The organism is Methanocella sp. MCL-LM (assembly GCF_049676595.1).
Taxonomy (GTDB): domain Archaea; phylum Halobacteriota; class Methanocellia; order Methanocellales; family Methanocellaceae; genus Methanocella_A.
Genome location: NZ_CP187259.1, coordinates 1296026 through 1315113, shown reverse-complemented (window position 1 = coordinate 1315113; position 19088 = coordinate 1296026). Strand labels below are relative to the sequence as shown.

General features: G+C 54.7%; 16 protein-coding genes. 7 read left to right on the top strand and 9 right to left on the bottom strand.

Annotated elements, in window-relative coordinates:
* Positions 1-178: 178 nt before the first annotated feature.
* Entirely contained in the window at positions 179-1201 is a 1023-nt protein-coding gene (gene amrS / locus ACPLPM_RS06555; protein WP_424359439.1) for an AmmeMemoRadiSam system radical SAM enzyme, read from the bottom strand.
* A 504-nt stretch (positions 1202-1705) separates the two neighbouring features.
* Here amrS and ACPLPM_RS06550 point away from each other — a divergent pair.
* From ACPLPM_RS06550 to ACPLPM_RS06530, 5 genes are all read left to right on the top strand, one after another.
* Entirely contained in the window at positions 1706-3916 is a 2211-nt protein-coding gene (locus ACPLPM_RS06550; protein WP_424359438.1) for a carboxypeptidase-like regulatory domain-containing protein, read from the top strand.
* 13 nt (positions 3917-3929) lie between these two features.
* Entirely contained in the window at positions 3930-5057 is a 1128-nt protein-coding gene (locus ACPLPM_RS06545) for a rod shape-determining protein (protein WP_424359437.1), read from the top strand.
* 68 nt (positions 5058-5125) lie between these two features.
* A complete protein-coding gene (locus tag ACPLPM_RS06540; RefSeq protein ID WP_424359436.1) occupies positions 5126-5947 on the top strand; it encodes an A24 family peptidase C-terminal domain-containing protein in 822 nt (273 codons plus the stop codon).
* A gap of 116 nt (positions 5948-6063) precedes the next feature.
* Positions 6064-7353 (top strand): ATP-binding protein, encoded by a 1290-nt coding sequence (locus tag ACPLPM_RS06535; protein ID WP_424359435.1) that lies wholly within the window; start codon positions 6064-6066, stop codon positions 7351-7353.
* 126 nt (positions 7354-7479) lie between these two features.
* On the top strand, positions 7480-8220 hold the full coding sequence (locus ACPLPM_RS06530; RefSeq protein ID WP_424359434.1) for an MBL fold metallo-hydrolase: 741 nt from the start codon (positions 7480-7482) through the stop codon (positions 8218-8220).
* Between the two features lie 538 nt (positions 8221-8758).
* Here the strand turns inward: ACPLPM_RS06530 and ACPLPM_RS06525 are convergent.
* The 7 genes from ACPLPM_RS06525 to ACPLPM_RS06495 form a co-directional block, all read right to left on the bottom strand.
* Positions 8759-9337, bottom strand: a complete 579-nt coding sequence (locus ACPLPM_RS06525; protein WP_424359433.1) for an Lrp/AsnC family transcriptional regulator — start codon at positions 9335-9337, stop codon at positions 8759-8761.
* Positions 9338-9558: 221 nt separating this feature from the next.
* Positions 9559-9852: a DUF424 domain-containing protein gene (locus ACPLPM_RS06520; protein WP_424359432.1), complete on the bottom strand. Its 294-nt coding sequence runs from the start codon at positions 9850-9852 to the stop codon at positions 9559-9561.
* Positions 9853-9862: 10 nt separating this feature from the next.
* Positions 9863-10270, bottom strand: a complete 408-nt coding sequence (locus ACPLPM_RS06515; protein ID WP_424359431.1) for a translation initiation factor IF-2 subunit beta — start codon at positions 10268-10270, stop codon at positions 9863-9865.
* A gap of 53 nt (positions 10271-10323) precedes the next feature.
* Positions 10324-12912, bottom strand: coding sequence for an AAA family ATPase (locus ACPLPM_RS06510; RefSeq protein ID WP_424359430.1), 2589 nt, complete (start codon positions 12910-12912; stop codon positions 10324-10326).
* Positions 12913-13019: 107 nt separating this feature from the next.
* Positions 13020-13820, bottom strand: coding sequence for an ABC transporter permease subunit (locus tag ACPLPM_RS06505; RefSeq protein ID WP_424359429.1), 801 nt, complete (start codon positions 13818-13820; stop codon positions 13020-13022).
* A gap of 1 nt (position 13821) precedes the next feature.
* Positions 13822-14706, bottom strand: a complete 885-nt coding sequence (locus ACPLPM_RS06500) for an ABC transporter ATP-binding protein (protein WP_424359428.1) — start codon at positions 14704-14706, stop codon at positions 13822-13824.
* A 217-nt stretch (positions 14707-14923) separates the two neighbouring features.
* On the bottom strand, positions 14924-16108 hold the full coding sequence (locus tag ACPLPM_RS06495) for an MFS transporter (protein ID WP_424359427.1): 1185 nt from the start codon (positions 16106-16108) through the stop codon (positions 14924-14926).
* A gap of 154 nt (positions 16109-16262) precedes the next feature.
* Between ACPLPM_RS06495 and ACPLPM_RS06490 the strand changes: the two genes are divergently transcribed.
* Entirely contained in the window at positions 16263-17135 is an 873-nt protein-coding gene (locus tag ACPLPM_RS06490; RefSeq protein ID WP_424359426.1) for a carbohydrate kinase family protein, read from the top strand.
* Between the two features lie 71 nt (positions 17136-17206).
* Positions 17207-18088, top strand: a complete 882-nt coding sequence (locus tag ACPLPM_RS06485) for a carboxypeptidase-like regulatory domain-containing protein (RefSeq protein ID WP_424359425.1) — start codon at positions 17207-17209, stop codon at positions 18086-18088.
* 47 nt (positions 18089-18135) lie between these two features.
* Here the strand turns inward: ACPLPM_RS06485 and ACPLPM_RS06480 are convergent, their stop codons facing one another.
* Positions 18136-19056, bottom strand: coding sequence for a calcium/sodium antiporter (locus tag ACPLPM_RS06480; RefSeq protein ID WP_424359424.1), 921 nt, complete (start codon positions 19054-19056; stop codon positions 18136-18138).
* Positions 19057-19088 lie beyond the last annotated feature (32 nt).

The following is a 19088-nucleotide window of genomic DNA, read 5'->3' as shown; positions in this document are numbered from 1 at the left end:
GTGGTTCAAACATCTGCTCTTCCGTTGCCAGGATAAGGAGCCGTGCCGCCGTGGTTCAAACATCTGCTCTTCCGTTGCCAGGATAAGGAGCCGTGCCGCCGTGGTTTAACCATTAGATCTTGCTCCACCAATTCGCCATTGTCTCCGCGTCGCCCTGGTTTAGTTAGTTATTGTCGTGTTACCGCCCGTACTCGCCGACGATGGGTATCTTTTCGCCGCACTTGGGGCACTTTTTATCCGCAGGTATCGAATACCGCATGATGTGGAACCCATAGCGCTCGATTAACAGCTCCCCGCACTTGGGGCACCACGTGCTTTCGTACTTGTGCCCGGGGGTGTTGCCGAGGTAGACGTAGTTGAGCCCTTCGGTTTTCGCGATGTCGTGGGCCCGCTCCATGGTTTGCAGTGGTGTCGGCCCGACGTCGTCCATGTGGTACATGGGGTGGAAGCGGGTGAAGTGCACCGGGGTGTCGGGTCCGAGCTTGTCGAAGACCCATTTCGAGAGGCTTTTGATCTCCTCCGAGCTGTCGTTGAGGCCGGGGATGATGAGCGTGACGACTTCGATGTGCATGCCGGCTTCCCTGGCGATTATGGAGGATTCGAGGACCGGGGCCAGTTTGGCCTTGCAGACTTTGCGGTAGAAGTCTTCGGTGAAGGCTTTGATGTCTACCCGGTAGGCATCGAGCAAGCCTTTCATGACGTCCATGTGCTCGGGGGTCGCATAGCCGTTGGTCACGTAGACGGTTTTAATGTCCCGCTTATGGGCGATGTCGGCGCAGTCGCGGGTAAATTCGACCCAGATGGAGGGCTCGTTGTACGTCCAGGAGATAGTTTTGCACCGGTCTCTGGCTGCGTTTTCGATCGCCTGTTCGGGCGAGATGTCGCTCGTGTAGACGCTCTGGATGTCAGCCTGGGATATGGTCCAGTTCTGGCAGTGCTCGCAGTGAAAGCTGCAGCCTACTGAGCCCATCGAATAGGAGTAGCTGCCGGGATAAAAGTGGTAGAGGGGCTTCTTTTCTATCGGGTCGCTGGCGACCGATGTAACGGTTCCATAGATGAGGCTGAAGATCTTGCCGTCGATGTTTTTGCGGGTCCGGCAGTTGCCGAGCTTGCCCGGGTGGATCAGGCACCGGTATGCGCAAACATTACACCGCAGCTTGTTTTCTCCTGCCTGTTCCCACAGGATAGCTTCTTTCAGCATAGTCCGTTCTCCCGCTTCTGAAACTTTGATCTGCTGCAAAATATATTAGGCTTTGTCGCCGGGATAGCAGCAGGCAGATAGTGGCATATGCCAGCGCATTTTTAATTCGCCTGAAGGGAAAAACGGAGGGTGAGAAATGCTCAAACATAATATATATTGTGCTGGGGGATGGTTGACGGATAATAGGATAGGATTTATATACTCGCTGCTAATAGTAGCTATTCGATAAGCTACCGGCTACATATGTGTGGATAGATAGACGAGGCATAAAACCGCCTGCACATGGCTGTCGAATGGCGAGAGAATAAAACGCCCCGGATGATCCGGCGAGTAAAGCTATAAATATCATGGCGAAAAACATGCAATTGCTCGCGGTCTACGGCGTTTTATGATTAAAAAAGCCGTAAAAATGCCTTGTATCGAAAACACCGCGTGTATAACCGGTTATACGATAAAATATTTGTAGATGTAAAAGCTTAATTCAGAAGGTCGGAAGGTCGAAGGATGAAAAAGGTACTTGCCCTCTTATTAATCAGTTTCTTCGTTTTACAGCTCATCGCCGCACCCAACGTGTATGCGGCAAGCCTGCCGTTCACCGCGCTGGGACAGGTCGTGGACAGGCACGGAAAAGCAGTACAGGGTGCTACGGTGATCCTGTATGATGGCATCTACAAAGAGATCAGCAGGACCACAACGGACGAGAACGGCGCCTTCGGCTTTGCTAATGTTGTGGCAAACAACCCGAACTGTAAGGTTAAGATCGAATTCAAGGATGGCCAGACCACTTATCAGACAGACGTAGTGAATACGCTGTGGTACGGCACTGACACGGGCATCGTCAAATTCGACGTTAAAGATACGACGCTCGACAAGTATCCGCCTCCGGAGTACGGCTACCTTTGGGGTGCGATGCAGCAAGACGGCTCAAGTGGGAGATCTCTCGGTAATGGTGTCGTCTACGCATCTTCTGGCGATCAGAAATTTTACGCATTCACGGACAACTCTAAAAACAGAGGCACCTTTATCATGCGCCTTCCGGTCGGCCACTACAAGGTATGGGGCCAGTACATGGAAAACGGTATGATCTTCCAGTCGAGCAAAATCATGGACGTCGACGTGACCGGTGCCTCGAACTATCTAGATGTCATTTCAACGACGGTTTTAGTGCCGCTGTCAGCTGCAGCGTCGAACCCTCAGCCAGCAGAAATGCCAACTCAGGATCAGCTAAACATCGTGAGTGGCTACGTCACCTATAAAGACGGAAAGCCTATCGTAGACCAGCCCGTCACGCTGTACCAGGTTACTGATGATGGCATGAGCGGCTACCTGAAGGTTGGAGAAGCCAGGACCGACCCGAACGGCTTCTACCAGTTCTACGGAGTCCAGGTTACCGCAGACGCTCCGGACAATGGCGTGGTCTACGGCTCCAAGAGTTTCAATATCACTGTGGCGTTTACCGATCCCAACGGCCAGAAATACCTTGACAGCAGGAAGATAACTCTGTATAACCCAAACTTCGTCACCCTGGATAAGACTGCAGATCAGAGAGCCAGGAATCCGGTAGCTAACTTCACTGTACCATATTCTACCCAGGGCTGGGTGAAGATCAATACGGTCAACCCGGAGATAACCGGAATCAAATTGTATATCGATGACAAACTGATCACTGACTCCGATGGCAAGCCGGTTACGCTGCCCTACACGGCTTACTTAGAACCAAAGAGACACTACGTCAAGATTACAGCTCCTGGCTATGATGAGTGGAAAACCCCGGTAGACATAGTGGAGAATACGCCCACTCAGGACATCTTCGTGGGCATGACCAAATCGGCGGTTCCCTCGTGGGTACCGGTCGCAGCAGCAGTCGTCATCATCATCCTGGTAGTGCTTGCGATTCTCGCACTACTGTTCACAAAGCGCCAGATGATCATGGGAATGTTCGGTGGTATCATAGTCCCGATCCAGGGAGCACTGGGCAAGTCCCTTAATAACTACAAGGCATCCAGCCAGGCCAGGAAGGCGAACAAAGCGCAGATGGCCGAGGTCCGCAAGGCTGAACAGGCAAAGATGGCGCAGGCACGTGAAGCGGCTGCAGCATCCAGGGCTAAGCTGGACAGTAAAAAGAGCCAGGAGAAGGCTTTCAATGCAAGGGCAGAGCAGCCCCGCCTCCCGGAGTACCGGGGCGAGGAAGAGGAAGCTCCGAGCATGGTCAGCGCCCGTGATATTTACAAGAAGCAGGACAGGTCAAGCGTGGAGAAGATATCGTCCTCCCATGCCAGCAGAGGCCCGTCGATGATCCCGCCGGCAGCGTACGATGAGCCGGCTCCGAGGGCTCCCGCCTACGAAGCCAGGGAATCCAGGGAATCCAGGGCACCGCCCGCATACGAAACCCGGGCACCGATCGCATCTGAGCCGGACGGAAGGATTCGCGTACCCAAGTCGATGCCCATCGGCAGAGACCAGCCGCCTTCCACGAGCATAAAGGATAAAGAAAAGGTCATCAGATACATTCGTGAGCACCAGGATGGAGTCTCCTTCATCCAGATGAGCAACGATCTGGAGATTCCCCCCAACACGCTCACCATGATCACTAAAGAGCTCGTCATCAACGACGACATCGAGAAAGTCAAGGGATTGTATTACTATAAGTCACACGATTCCTCGTCCGATAGAGAGTCGTCCGTAGTCGTATGGAGACTGGACGGAGAAGAATAAAGGTGGATATGAAATGGCAGAAATGAATGTTCACGATAGCAAAATGTTCACTGACGGTGGCATGGAACTGAACGGCGCCGGATTCGTCGATGCGGGATATGTCAAGAAGAGGTCTAATGAAGCAGTGCCCATCGGCCTGAAGATCGGCTCTACCCGCACTGTGCTGGTCATGCCCAACTACGAGGGGAGCCTGGATATCGTCCGCACGCTCACCTGCGTCGCCCGCTATCGGGATCTGTTCACCGGCAAGCTCGCCACCAAGTTCGGAGACGAAGCTGCTGAAGAGTATGCTGATTCAGTCTACTTCATGTTCAGGGCAGGGCTGCCCCAGGATGACGACAGTGTCAAGCTAGCCGCCCAGTTTATCGAGTACCTCGTGTACCGGTACAACATCCCGGAGAACAGCTACGTTACTCTGGCCCACCCGGCCGTAGAGAACGAGAGGGGCCGCAAGAACCTGAAAGAGATCATCTCGGGCATGTCCATCGGCCGCACCGGCAGACAGGCCTGGTCCGAAGCCTTCTGCGGCGCCATCCCGGCCTTCGAGGGCCTGGAAGCTATTAAGAAGACATTCATGAGCGTCAACATGGGCTCCACTACGCTGGAAATCAGCGCGTTCAGGAACGGCGAGCCTGTTCACACCGTCACCCTCGGCACAATCAGCGGCAACCTGGTCGACAGGAAGATCCGCCTCGGAGTGCAGAACGAGACCCAGGGTATCGTCAACATCGACCTCAACACGGCGAGGAAGTACAAGGAAGAGTTCGCCAACTTCATCGACTACAAGCCAGTCTACGACTCCGTGCACATTCACGACAGAGGCCAGTACGGCTTCAAGATCGAGAAGAGCATCATGAAGCCCGTAGAAGAGTACGTCAACAACGTGATCGAGGCCATCATGGAGAACTTCTTCCCGCAGCTGGCCCAGGACCACTACCAGACCTATAAGAGAGTCCTGACAGAGCCGATCATCTTAACCGGCGGCATGGCCTGCATCCCTGGCCTCAGGGAGAGAATCCAGCAGATGCTCTGCGACGAGCTGGAGCAGAAGGTTACGGTCATCTCGAGCGAGAGGCCAGACCTCGCACCGGCAATCGGAGCATTCAGGATCTCCGAGTACACGCTCAATTACAAAGAGTAAGGGAACCACCCTTACTTACTATTTTGTCTAATAAAGCATTTATATCATATAGCCAATTCTAATAGCGTATGTTATCTGTCCAGCCGGATGCAATCAACTGGCTACGTATTGCCATATGCCTGGCAATAATGGGATATTCTTGTATCACTGACTGGAAGTCCAGACGGGCGCCGCCCATACTCTGGGAAGTCATGACAGCCGCCGGCGTTATCCTGCTGCTGGCAGAGATCTTCACTTCATCGTACGAAGTAAGGTACAACGTGCTGTTCTTCTTCGCTCTGAGCTTCTGTATCATCTACCTACTGGTCAACTTCATCTACTACCTGTTCAACAACGTGCTGAAGGGAGCCTTCGGAGGGGCAGACGCTAATGCCCTGCTGGCAATGTCTGTGCTATTCCCCTATTACCCGGTGATGGACGTCCTGAACGTTTCTCTCCCGCTGGCCAAAGATCCGGTGACACCCATCTTTACCCTGGCCGTGTTCGGTAACGCCCTGATACTGAATATCGTCCTCCCGTTGTCGATCTTTGTGTATAATGCGACCAGGCTGCCGTTCGGGGAGCTCAGATCTAACTTCATCACCTCTTTCTTCGGGTACAAGATGAAGCTCAAGGACCTGAAAGAGAAGCACGTCAGGCTGATGCACACCTATGAAGAAGAGGATGACGGCAAGGTCGTCAGACATATGTCCATGTTCAGGTACCCTGAGCTGGACGATGAGCTCTACGGCCAGCTGAAGAAGTGGAGAAAAGAGGGCAAGATAGAAGACTCCCTCTGGGTCACGCCCAAGATTCCGCTGCTGATCCCGATCACCCTGGGAGTAATCGTAGCGCTGGCGTACGGCGACATCATGACCCAGATGATCGTGGGAGTCATAGGCCTACTCTGAGTCTCGATGACTCGGAGCTTTTTCTTTTGAGGACTGTAAAATATTTAAGCAGCGAAACACGTATCTAATAAGTTCACCTTAATTAAAATTTACAACGCAGGACTGGAGCAATAACGATGGCAAATATCAACGAAAAATCTGTGCTGGATGTCCTCGAACTGTTGCTGACCGCGGAGATATACAACAACTCCGGGGCACTGACAGAGGACGATCTCCCGCCCAGCATCCGCAAGCACTACTGGGATCCCGAGAACAAGAACGTACCCCGGCCTATCAAGGTAGTCGACTCTGACATCAAGGCGATCTTAAACCTGGACGATGCCCACGAGGTCATGTCGTCGCTGCCTTTCGTCAACTTCGATGAGTTCGGCTCGATCTTCACCTTGACAGTGCTGGACCTGGGCACCAAGTGGTTTGCGAAGAAGGACGTGAAGGACCGGATTAACAACAACCCGGTGCTGGCCTACTATTACCAGAACTACGGCACCTTCAACGTCGACTACAAGGAAGTCAAGTCCAGAAACCCGCCCAAGGAATCTGACAGGGCGTGGGTAGAGGCGCTGAGCAAGAACGTGGCCACCGAAGGCGGCGAAGAAGGCGTAGACATGCTGAAGCTCGTCCACGTCTTCGCCCCCGAAGACGTCAGCCAGAAGATCGACGACATCGTGCTTACTCCTGAGCAGGAAGCTGAAGTAGAGAAGATCGTAAAGGCGATTCAGTACCGCGACTACCTGCGTAAGATCGGTTTAAGGGAGATTGGCAAGCTGCTGTTCGTAGGGCCCCCGGGAACCGGCAAGACGTCCACGGCCAGGGCCATGTCCGCGAGGCTGGGCCTGCCGTTCCTCGAGGTGAAGCTGTCCATGATCACCTCGCAGTACCTGGGCGAGACCTCCAAGAACATCGACAAGGTGTTCGAGCTGGCCAAGAAGATGAGCCCCTGCATCCTGTTCATCGACGAGTTCGACTTCGTCGCGAAGACGAGAACGTCGGATGAGCATGCGGCCCTTAAGCGAGCGGTCAACACCCTGCTGAAGTGCATCGATGACATCAGCCTGGTCAACGACGGCGTACTCCTGATCGGCGCCACCAACCATCCTAAATTACTGGACAGCGCCGCGTGGAGAAGGTTCGACGAGATCGTCATGTTCCCGCTGCCCGACGTGGAGATGAGGGAACAGATCTTCAAGATGGTGCTCGAGCCCATCGAGGGCAAGTTCGACACCCAGATGCTGGCGTCCATGACCGAGAACTACTCCGGCTCCGACCTGCGCCTGGTGGTCCGTGAAGCAGTGCTCAACGCACTGACAGAGGACAGGACCAAGCTTACCCAGGACGACATGGTCCGGGCAGTCAGGCAGTTCGAGGAAAGAATAAACTTAAGATTGAATGACGGCCAGAGTAGCTAAATAAGCAGTTTTTAAAGGTCTGACGGGGGACTCTTCTACGGGAGTTCCTCTGCCAGTATTTTGAATTCGCCAGCAATATCAGCCCGGCGAGAAACTTTATTTTATACCACAGCCTATTGCTAATCCATGCGCATCACTCTCCTGGGCACCGGAGATGCCGTAGGTACTCCGAAGATCGGGTGCAAATGCCCGGCATGCCTGGACGCTAAGAAGGGCGGTAAAAGCCGGCGGTACAGGCCAGGGATGCTGGTCAGCGACGGCAAGCTGAACGTCATGATCGAATCCGGCCCGGACCTCCGGTCGCAGCTTCTGGAACATGACATAGAGGGGATTGACGCAGTGGTCTGGTCCCACCAGCACCGTGACCACACCGGTGGCTTTGGAGACTTCTGGCGGGTAAAGAGCAACATGCCTGTCTACGGAGAGAAACAGGTGCTCGATTACGTCCTTGGCGAGTTCCACTTCATGTCCTTCGAGCGCCATGACTGCGAGCTTTACAAACCGTTTATGATCGGCGAACTGGAGTTTACGCTGTTCGAGGTTACACACCCCCCAATTCAGATGGCCACGGGAATGCGCATAAGGCACAACGGCAAGACACTCGTGTATACGGGTGACACCAACCGCCACATCCCGGCAGAGAGCCTGAAGCTGATGATGGACCCCGACCTGCTGATCGCCGACGCCATCGTCCCGCCCCACATCAACATCAACAAGCACATGAACGCTGCCGATGCGATGGACCTGGCCCGGGAGACAAGGGCAAAAACGACTCTGTTAACCCATATTGCCCACCTGTTCCCGCCCCACGAGGAGGCAGTTAAGACGTATCCCCTGGGTTATGATGGGATGATCATTGACATCTGAGATAGTACTAACTTGTGGTAATTAGTGGCCTTTTTTAAAAACGGGACTAAAATGAACGCTGCGCTGTGCCGGCCATCATTTCCGGGTTACTCGCAGACAGTTGTCTCTGTGCCCGTGAACGTATACGAACGCTGCGCTGTACCGGCCAGCATTTCTAGGATACTCACAAACGGCTGTTTCTGTGCCCGTGAACGTGGACGAACGCTGCGCTGTGCCAGATCACAGATTACGACAGATTATACAGATTGCACAGATGCTAATCGATTATAATAAAAGGAAATGGTTCGCTGTACTCCATATTTTAAAAGAAATCTGTGCAATCTGCGTAATCTGTAGTAATCTGTGATCTGGCACAGCGCAGCGTTCGTGTTGCTGTCTCACCGAATCTGAGCAATCCAGTATGCACAGCGCAGCGATCGTCTTGCTATCTAACGCTATATGAGCAATCAGGTATACACTGCGCAGGCTCTTGTTGATTTTCTATGGCGAGAAATCGATAATAAAATTACTAAAAATACTAAAAATAGTAGAGGCCGGCTCACTTGTAGTGCCCGTACATAACACCGAGCGCCTCGCCCACTTTCATGCCACTGGATTTTAGCTGGGCCGGAGCAGGTATCATTTCTTTCTTGTTACGAACCTGCATGATTGCCTCTTTCTCGTCCACGCTCAGGATGTTAACTTCGGCGATCTCCCTGATGGCTTTCATGATGATGGAGATGTCCATCTCGTTGATGCCCAGCGGGGTAATCTTGTTCTTGATGATCCTGTTCAATTCATCGTAGTCGGTGGCTGTGATGAAAAAGGACATGTTCTTTTCGCCGCTGGTGTGATAAATCTGGAGGACGCCATTGACCAGCTTTAGCTTGTTAGATATTTCGTCGAACTGCGTGGGCTGCACTCTGGCATATACGATAGCGCTGCAGTTGAGGCCCACCCGGGGCTTGTTGATGATCGCGGTATAGCCTTCGATAATCCCCTGCTCCTCCATGAAGCTGATGCGCTCACGTACAGTCGACTCTGCCCGGTCCATCTCTTTGGTGATGTCTTTGTACGTGATCCTGCCGTCACGCTGAAGCAACTGCAATATCCGTTTGTTCAGTCTGTCTATCTCCATTTTCCGAAGCACCGCCTGTGTTTTTCCGATTGCCAGCACCGTATGACAACCGTATGCCGGGCCAACCGTTTTCATCGTATGTACTTACTGATATATAATTACATTCATATTATATATATGTTTTAGTATTATTAGGCAATCACATGTACGGCTACAGTATCTTGCCCAACAAATACAGTATATTGTATTATTATATATTTAAATTTATGTATATACCTGCACTAGGGCATGCACACCAGCTGGGCATGCGGCACATCAGCCACATACATGACGCAACCCGCGTCGATGAAGCCGGCGCTGACTGCGCAGGCCACGCTTTCTTCTCCGACCAGGTTTGCGATAGTAGCTTCACGTAAGGCAGTGACTACCTCATCGCAGCCTGCAGGCTCTTTCCCGTAGAACTTTTCCGCCACATTCAGCTGCGCCTGCCCGTCCGAAAACTCTTTTCCGAGGTACTTCTCGTCGCAGACGGCCACCATTACTTCGTTATCTATCCGGTAGACTTTAAGGTACATCTAACAACACCTAGCTGATGGTTTTTACCGGGTATCTTGCACCGCAAGCTTCGCAGACGATGGTGGTAGCCCGTTTCTCTTTGATAAGCTTCGTATCCGGGAGATGGCAAACTTTGCACATCACGTAAGCTTCGACGAACTGGCGGATAGCGGAGTCTATCTGTGCCGGGGAAAATATTCCGGTAAGAGTTATTCTACCGTCGGTACGGGCGCCTGCAGTGCCAATTTCTCGTAGCAAGTACTTAGCCACAGTGTCCGGATCGCGGTTCAGGCGGTCGCAGATATCGTCAAAATTGGTGATAACAGTCTTCTTGCCTTCGAGGTGGACCCGGGCGGCAGGCACCTCAAAACGGGCTTTGCTTTCGACACTCTCCGGCAGTTCGGCTTTGCCCCGGTTCAGCAGTGAATCGTAGTCCATACTCATCATCCTCTTTTCATGACTCCTGTCATATCAGTGACAGGCGTCACCCCTCACGACAGGCTGAGATGGCCTGACTTCGGCTCGAATATTTCCCCGATCTCTCTCAATTTTTTAAGCTCTTTTTCTACTTTATCTTTTGGCATGCCACTCTCGACCGCCCGGTCGATGAGCACGTCTACTGGCACCGACCCTTCGTACTCTTTGGACAGCTCGTCCAGGAGGTGCTTGAGGTTCTTGATCCGGTCTCTCTGAGATTTGGCGACGCCCACCTGGAGGACGTCGATGTCCAGCTTGCCCGTCTCAGTATCCATGCCCACCTGCTTCAGGCTGGTCATAGTGATGCGGATTGTACGGGCCACGTCGTCGGCCGTGACTTTGTCGCTCAGGCGCATGCGGGCGCTAGCCTCGGCGAGCCTCACTAAACCTTCCAGCTGCCTTGCAGTAACCGCGATGGGAGCGTTGTCACCTTCGCCCTGCTTACGCAGGCTGAGGTAGAAGTTGATGATCTGCTCCTTCGCATCGGCGGTCATGATGGGGAAGACCTTACGCTTGGAATAGGCGACGTATTTGCGGAACATTTTGGCGTCGATCACAGGCTGGATGGTCGACATAGCTGTCTTGACCATCTCCTCGGTTACGTGGCTGGCCGCGTTGTTTTTCCTGTGCTCGTGCAGTTCGCCGGCGTAGTGCGACTTCAGGATATGCCCGGCGATATTAGTATCCCGCTTCTCCTCGGGCTTGTCCTGCAGAATGAAAATCAGATCGAAACGGCTCATCAGAGACGGAGGCATGTTGATCTGGTCAGGAATGCTCTCATAGGGGTCAAAACGGCCCAGTTTGGGGTTAGCTGCGCCCAGAATTGCGCAACGGCATTTTAGAGTCGCCAGAATGCCCGCCTTGGCTATACTGATGCTGTTATGTAGGATAACGCCTTGTGAGACGAAGCAGTGGTAAGGCTCGACGGTAACGTCATAGACATATTCAGCCCTGTACTTGCCGTCGTTAAGAATAGTTTCGACGCATGTCACACGTAACAATTCTATTTCCGAACCTACCTGCGCTTTTCGTGGAGCAGGTACTGGATCACCGATGGTTACAGCCGAAGCAGGGATGCATGATATTCCATCTCTAATAATAAAGACAGGGTGCTCTGGTGTAACAAGGATATCCTTGCCGTTTGAATAACTTATTTTTATGAAGTGATCGGGAGCTTTATGCCTGCTAATGCGATCTACACGCTGCTCTGAAATGTGATTCATATCAGTACTTAGAACTGATACCCCTTCGCAAGGCACAATTTCACAATTTATTCCTTGGATGCTGCTGCCAGCCCTTTTATAGGCCTGATCAAACAAGTCACTGATGCAGATTTTTCGACCGTCCGCCAGCAGAATTTCTGTCAAAGGATGATAGCTCTGCTGCTCCATGCCCTCATGCAGCGACGATCGATCTTCGTTCTTCATCTTGTCCATTTCGTCGATGGCTGCGATACCTTTGTCCGCCAGCACCAGCGCACCGGCCTCCAGCGTCCACTGGCCGTCGAACTCGTCCTTGACTGCGGCGGCCGTGAGACCTGCGGATGAGGCGCTCTTGCCCGACGCGTACACGCCTCTCGGGGCCAGCTTGACTACGTACCTCAAAATCTGCGACTTGGCGATACCGGGGTCACCGACCAGCAGCACGTGAATGTCGCCCCTGATTCTGCTCCCGTCGGGGAGCTCCTTGACCACGCCGGAGAAGAGCTGATGGGCGACGGCCTCTTTGACCTCGTCATACCCGTAGATCGATGGAGCTATGGAGCCAATTACTCTCTGGTATATTCCCGGGTCCTTTGACATGCGGAGGATCTCTTCTTCATCTTCGAGGCTGATCTCCACCTCGTCGAACTCCTGCTCTTCCAGCTCGACGGAAATGCCGTCCAGGAAGATGTCGAAGTACGCAGTTTTGCCTTCCTTGTTGATGCGCTGGGCAGAGCGCAGGATACCTGTGACTGTGATAAATTCGCCGGGCGTCACGACGCCGGCCAGGTCGTTGCTCACGTTGATGTCCAGTGTCTGGGGCTGCTCGCCGCCCTTCAGGTTTTCGGGGGATTCCTGGATCTTGATCCGCTGGTAGTCCTCAAAGCGGGACTCCTGGTACAGCAGCCTGAAAACACCCTTCTTCTCCTCGTTGCACTGGCAGTAGGAAGGCTCGATGAACTTGCCGGACCCTTCCTGGGGGATGTATAGGACATTTTTACACCGGGCGCACTCGAAGGCAGCCTCCAGAATCCTCGGCCTGACGTCGGTGATCTTTCGCACCGTGCCCTCGAGAGAGACGAGCTTGTTGACGTCGCTGCTCCGCAGCTCTCTGACCTGCGTCTTCCGGGGAACCTTGATAACCCGGACCTTCGCGGAAACCTGCGTCTTGACAGGCAGGTCCACCAGCGTCAGCGCATCTTCGGCGTGAGAGAGCACCAGCTGGGGATTATTCAGCAGCTCTTCGGCGAGACGGACGTCGAACTTGGTGATGTTAGGGAACTCGATGACCAGGGCTTTGTTCTTGATATCAGAAACCGCCAGCTGCTGGATCTGGTTCTTGTAGTACCGGGTTAGAAATTCTTTCCACCTGGCGACGCTGGATATCACGCTTGCGGCCATACTGTCCTCTCACTATCGGGAAGTGAGAATACTCTTACATGAGATATAGCTGTTGCGAGAGGAGGGTGAAAATAATAATTTAAAAAATTATTCGTGAGCCATCAGGCTCACGATACGTTCACGTCTCTGCGCTTGAAGGCGATGACCGCCAGTACCAGGAATACCACTGCCACGGCGAGCAGGATGCCCAGGTTCCCCCAGTTCACGTCGTGGTTGAGCACGATTGTAGTAACCTTTGCGTAGTGGTACAGGGACAGCTTTCTCGCCCAGTCGATGCTCGTGATCATGGAGCCGATGTTTTCCACGAGGAACATGACCAGCAGGATGCCGATCGCCGAGAACGCCGCCTTCTTGCCATCGCTCATCAGCGCCGACAGGAGCAAGGCTCCCGAGCCGACGGTCAGCATGAACACACAGGTGAACAGCATGCCGTAGGCGAACCACACGATCTCGACAGGCTCGCCGATGAAGGCTGCTCCTGCATAGATGCCCAGCAGCATGGCTACAGAGACAGCTATGGTGATGGGTACCAGGGTAGCGAACCGGGACAGGATAATGTTCTCCCGGCTGACAGGCAGCGACAGCATCAGCTCGCTGGACTTCTGCTCGATCTCCCCCGCTATGAAGGAAGCAGCGAGGAACGCGGCATAAGCTCCGAGGATCAGGCCGATGTAGCTGAACAGTTCTACAGTCATGAACCCTGAGAACGATCCCATGCCTGCGATCTCGCTGCCGAGCATTGCCTTGAAGGTCGGGTTTTCGAGCAGCTGATCGTACATGGCCATCGAGTCTTTTAGAGCCGGGTAGAACGAGGCCATCCAGAAAACGTACACTAACAGCAGTGCCGACGCCAGTATAGCCCCCTTGTACTTGTCCTTGATCGCCTGCTTCAATACTTCGAACGCCATCTTACTTGCCTCCTTCGTAGTAGTGCATGAATATTTCTTCCAGCGTCATCTGGTGAATAGTGATATCCGCTACCTTGTGCCTGGATATCTCACCGAGCACGCCTTCCATGTTGCCGGTCACAGTCATCTTGAGATAGCCATTCTGCCTCACAGGGCTGACTCCGGGCATTGCGAAAGCGGCCGGGTCGACCTCTTCCGCGAATTTCACCTGGACGACGTTGCCAGCCTTCTTCCGCAGGTCTTCCACTTTCTCCTCGGTGGCGATCTTGCCGCCCTTGATGATGGCGACCCTGTTGCAGACCTTCTCCACGTCGGAGAGCACGTGGGAGGACATGAAGATCGTCGTGCCTTCGGCGGCCTTTTCCCGGATCAGGTCGGTGAAGGTCTGCTGGACCAGCGGGTCCAGGCCGTTGGTCGGCTCGTCCATGATGATCAGGTCCGGGTCGTTCATGAACGCCTGGATGATCGCAACCTTCTGGCGCATACCTCTCGAGTACTCTTTCATCCTGCGGTCGAGCTTGATGTCCAGCCTCGCGGCATATGCCTTTGCAGCTTCCGCATCGTAGCCGCCGCGTACCTTGCCGAAGTACTCCAGGAACTTCCACCCGGACATGTTGCCGTACAGCCCGAAATCACCGGGTATGTAGCCAATTCGCTTCTTGATCTGCACCGTATCCTTCTGGCAGTCGAGGCCGAAGATGGTGGCGCTGCCGCTCGTGGGCCGGATGAAGTCCAGCAGCGTGCGGATTGTCGTCGACTTGCCGGCCCCGTTGGGGCCGAGGAAGCCGAAAATATCGCCCCGGTTTACGTTGATGTTGACATTCTCGATCCCGCGGCTCTTGCCGTAAGATTTCGTCAGGTTTACCGTCTTGATAATTGATTCCATGTAAAGCCCTCCTCGGACATCGCCCGGGAGCTAGTTCTCGACGGCATGCTTGGCATTCGAGGCCGATGCGGCCTGCTTACGCCAGATCATGTCTGTAAACGATTCATTCGGAGACGGTGCTATAAAAGGCTTCTGGGGAGACCTGAACAGGTAGTATAAAAAGGTTACGATATGTATGCGGCCGCAACTGTACAGGATATGCCTGGAGTACGGGCTTTTATGGCTCGTGCTCCCGGGTCGCCTTTCTATCCCGGATGACGGCGAAGATCAGCAGCCCGGTCAGGGCCAGCAAGATCGACTGCCCGAAAACGGTTAGCGGCATGGAGTACTTGACAATTAAGGCACCCCCGAGGAACGGGCCGATGGTCAGCCCGAGCGAGAAGAGGGTGTTGTAGATGCCGTAGAGAAAGCCCTGGGAGCTGCCCTCGTCCCCGCCGAAGAGGTCGGTCAGCAGAGGCAACATGGGAGTCAGTGCCATGTTTATGGTTATACCGACCACCGCGAAGGCCAGGATCGTGAGCAGCATCGAGGGCATTAGCATGGTGACCGCAATGAGCAGCCCCGAGAGTATCATGCCCGAGGTTATCAGGCCTCTCCCGCCGAAACGATCGTACAGGTTACCTACCACCGGGGCGGCCACCATGTTCAGCAGCGACATCGCCCCGAAGGTCAGCCCGATGAGCGTCGGCGTTGCGGCAAATTTCTGGAAGAGGTACAGCGGCATGAAGGGCTCGAGGATGCCGAAGGTCAGCGCCCCGACGACGGTGGCGATCGAGCAGACGGCAAGCGCCGCCGGGGCCCTCTTGAGCAGCTTCGCGTAGCTGCCCTTTTCGCCGGGCGACCTCGGCGGGACGGGCGTCAGGAAGAACATGCTGCCCAGGAACAGGGTAAGTATAGAGGGCAGGAGGAAGGTCATCTGGTAGCCCAGCAGATCGTAGAGCACTCCGCCTACGACCGGCCCCGTCAGGGTTCCGGCGGACATCATCGCCATGGCCATCCCCAGCCTCGAGCCCCGCTCCGAAACGTCGAAGGTGTCCGCGATCAGGGCAAGCCCCGCCGACCAGGTCGCGGCTCCTGAAATTCCCTGGATAATCCGGGCGAGGATGAGCAAGTACACATTATCTGAGAGGATGAAAACCAGGTTGGTCAGGGCCAGCAGGAACATGCCGGCGATCATCAGCGGCCGCCGCCCTACGTGGTCAGACAGCATCCCGAAGGGTATGCTGAAGAGCAGCAGCGCTACAGAAAAAGCCCCGAAGATCACACCGATCATCAACTCGTCGGCGCCTAATGTAGTCGAATATGCTGGCAGGATAGGGATGACCAGCGTGTACATCATCATGTCGATGAGCATCGCCACGGCCACGAGTAAAAATATGACGTTCTTCCTCTTCCGGTCCATTCGGTCTCACCTTGATAAGAGCTGGCCAGTCTCCGACGTACCCGCCGGACAGCGCAGGTAAGCTAAAAGTGCTGTTCCGGCTTCAAGTTTTCTGCGCCGGAGATCCTGTCCGAACCTTCGGTCACTATAATATTTGGTACACGTAATACAAGTAATGATGAGTGTTAAATATGATGCCCTTTGCTACGGCGCCATAGCACTGGATATTTCAGGCCGCATAGCAGGGTTGTCTCCAGGCACGCAGGAAAGCGCTACAAGCTACGAGATTTCCCCTGGCGGCGACGCTACGCTGGTGGCTCTGACCCTGGCGGGGCTGGGCTGGAAGGTGGCGCTGGCCGGAGGGCCGATCGGCCGGGACCCTATGGGGGATTACCTCCGCGACCAGATATCTGAAGCAGGCATCGACCTTTACGTAGATTACAAGGGAAAGACGAGCGTATCTGTTGTCGCGGTAGACCCGGCAGGAGAGAGGACGGCGATCACCTTCCACGAAGACACGCCCCTTGAAAAGATCCCGGTACCGCTGGAGCTGGTTCGCCGGTCACGCAGCCTTTACGTTTGCGGATGCTACGGTGAAAACGCTGCCGTGCTGGGAGAAAAAGCCAGGGCGGAAGGCGTTCCGTCGATGCTTAACGCCAGCAGCGGAAACCTGTCGTTTATCGGGTCGTTCGACATAGCCATAGCGAGCGAAGCGAACGTTAAAAGCCTGGCTGCTGACCCCGGAGAAGCCGCCGCTATCATGCGGGCCGGAGGAGTCCGAACGGCGATCGTGACCATGGGCGAAAGGGGCTGTGTCTGCTGTGCCGGAGAGCAGACAGTGCTACCTGCCTACGAGGTAGGAGTCGTCGACTGTACAGGTGCGGGCGCGGCGTTTGCCGCCGGCTTCACCCATGCGGGCCTCCTCGGCATGAAATTACGGGACCAGCTCCGGTATGGCAGCGCGGCGGGGGCTCTTAAGTGCCAGTACCGGGGCAGTTACAGGCGCATATCCCGGGAAGAGCTGGAGCAGCTTGTGAAATCCGGGTAAGTAGATACGAACCAGATCGTAGCTTAAAAAAGATTTAATATATCACGGCACGCTAAATATATTTGATTCACATGAAACCATTCACAGTCATACTATTGGTTACCACAGCGCTGATGCTGCTGGTCGTTACTGCTTCAGCGTTTTCACTCGCGCAGACGCCGACTCTAAACGCCAGCATCTCGGGCAGAGTCTCCTCGTCTATAGGCACCCCGGTCACCGACGCCCAGGTGATGCTGGTGAACGCGTCGAACACCTCCGAGCAGATCGGCAACTTCACCATGACGGTCGACAAGGACGGAAACTACCAGTTCGTCAACGTGCCCATGGGCAATGTATCAGTCTTTGCCTGGAGCCCGAACTATGCCTCCAGCCTCTCCAACTCGCTGGCGGTCTCGGAGAAGGTGACATACACAGCCAACGTCGTCCTGATACCGGAGCCTTACTTTGTGGACATCACGGTCAGCCAGAAAGTCATACCGCTGGAGACCGGGAAGTCGACGATCACCTTTACAGTGTACGATCACTGGATGAACAAGGTCGGCGCCGGCTGGTTCATCACCACCCACACGACTGCCGGCACTCTGGACCCACTGTACGGCGATACTGACACCAACAGCCAGTTCAAGACCACGATCTCCGCCCCGATGGAAGGGACCAACGCCACGGTAGACGTCTTCGCCAAAGCGAAGAACGGCACCTACTACCCGCTCCAGATGGTAGAGGTCACCCCCACGCCTGCTCCCGCGGTGACTCCGACCGCCACGGCGGTTCCGAACGCCACTGTCCAGGTGACAGTAACCCCGGTTGCCAACGCAACAGCCACCCCGATCATCACTGCTACCCCGGAGGCAACGCCCACCGCAGCCCCAACCCCAACTCCGACCCCCGGCTTCGAGATCGTAGCCGCCCTCATCGGGCTGGCAGTAGTTGCGGCAGCATATAAGAAAGCGTAGGCGGCTGTAAACTTTTTTTGGGATTGCCGGCGAGCGGCCATGCCGCCTCAGCTGACGCCGGCAATCACTTTATACCCGACGAAAAGGACGTAGACGGCGATCAGGAAAAGGCCTTCGCGATGGCTGACCTGCGACCTGGTTAAAAGAATGGGCAGCAGTAGCACGATGGCCCCCAGCAGCAGCAGGATATCTAAGACGCCGGAGACTGGCAGAGGCCTGATGATGGCAGCAGTTCCCAGGACGAACAGCGTATTTACGATGACGCTGCCGATGCAGTTCCCCAGGACCAGGTCGCCCTCACCCTTTCTGGAAGCGATGATGGCCGTGACCATTTCAGGCATCGAGGTACCTATCGCTATGACGGTCAGCGCGATCAGGAACGGGCTTATTCCGAAGGTGACAGCCAGCGAGATAGCGCTGTCTACGGTCACCTTTCCTCCGAGGATGACGCAGGCGATGCCGGCGATCAGCAGGACCAGGTTTTTTAGCGTATCGGTGTCTGCAACCAGGGCTTTCCGGTCTCTGCCCGCCCGGCGGTAAATGCTGAACAGGTACAGGATGCCAGCTCCGAGGAGCAGGGCACCGTCAACCGGCCCGATGGTGCCGTCCAGCGAGGCTATCAGAAAGATCAGGGTAATCCCAAAGGTAACGGGCAGGTCGACCCGGGCGATGTACCGGGATATAACGACAGGGCTGGCTATCGCTGCGACCCCGATGATAAGGCAGAGATTGGCTATGTTAGCGCCGATCACGTTTCCGATCGCGATTTGCCCGACGCCCATCAAAGAAGAATCCACGCCCACCACGAGCTCCGGGACTGACGTGCCCATGGCTACCAGAGTCAGCCCGACCACAGATGCGGGAATACCCGCTGCAAAGGCCAGATCCCGGGCTGAGTCGACCAGCCAGTCAGCGCCTTTAGCCAGCAGCGCCAGGCCGGCTATCAGCCCGATCAGTTCCAGCAGCATGATCAAGAGTACTCATGTACCAGAATTATAGC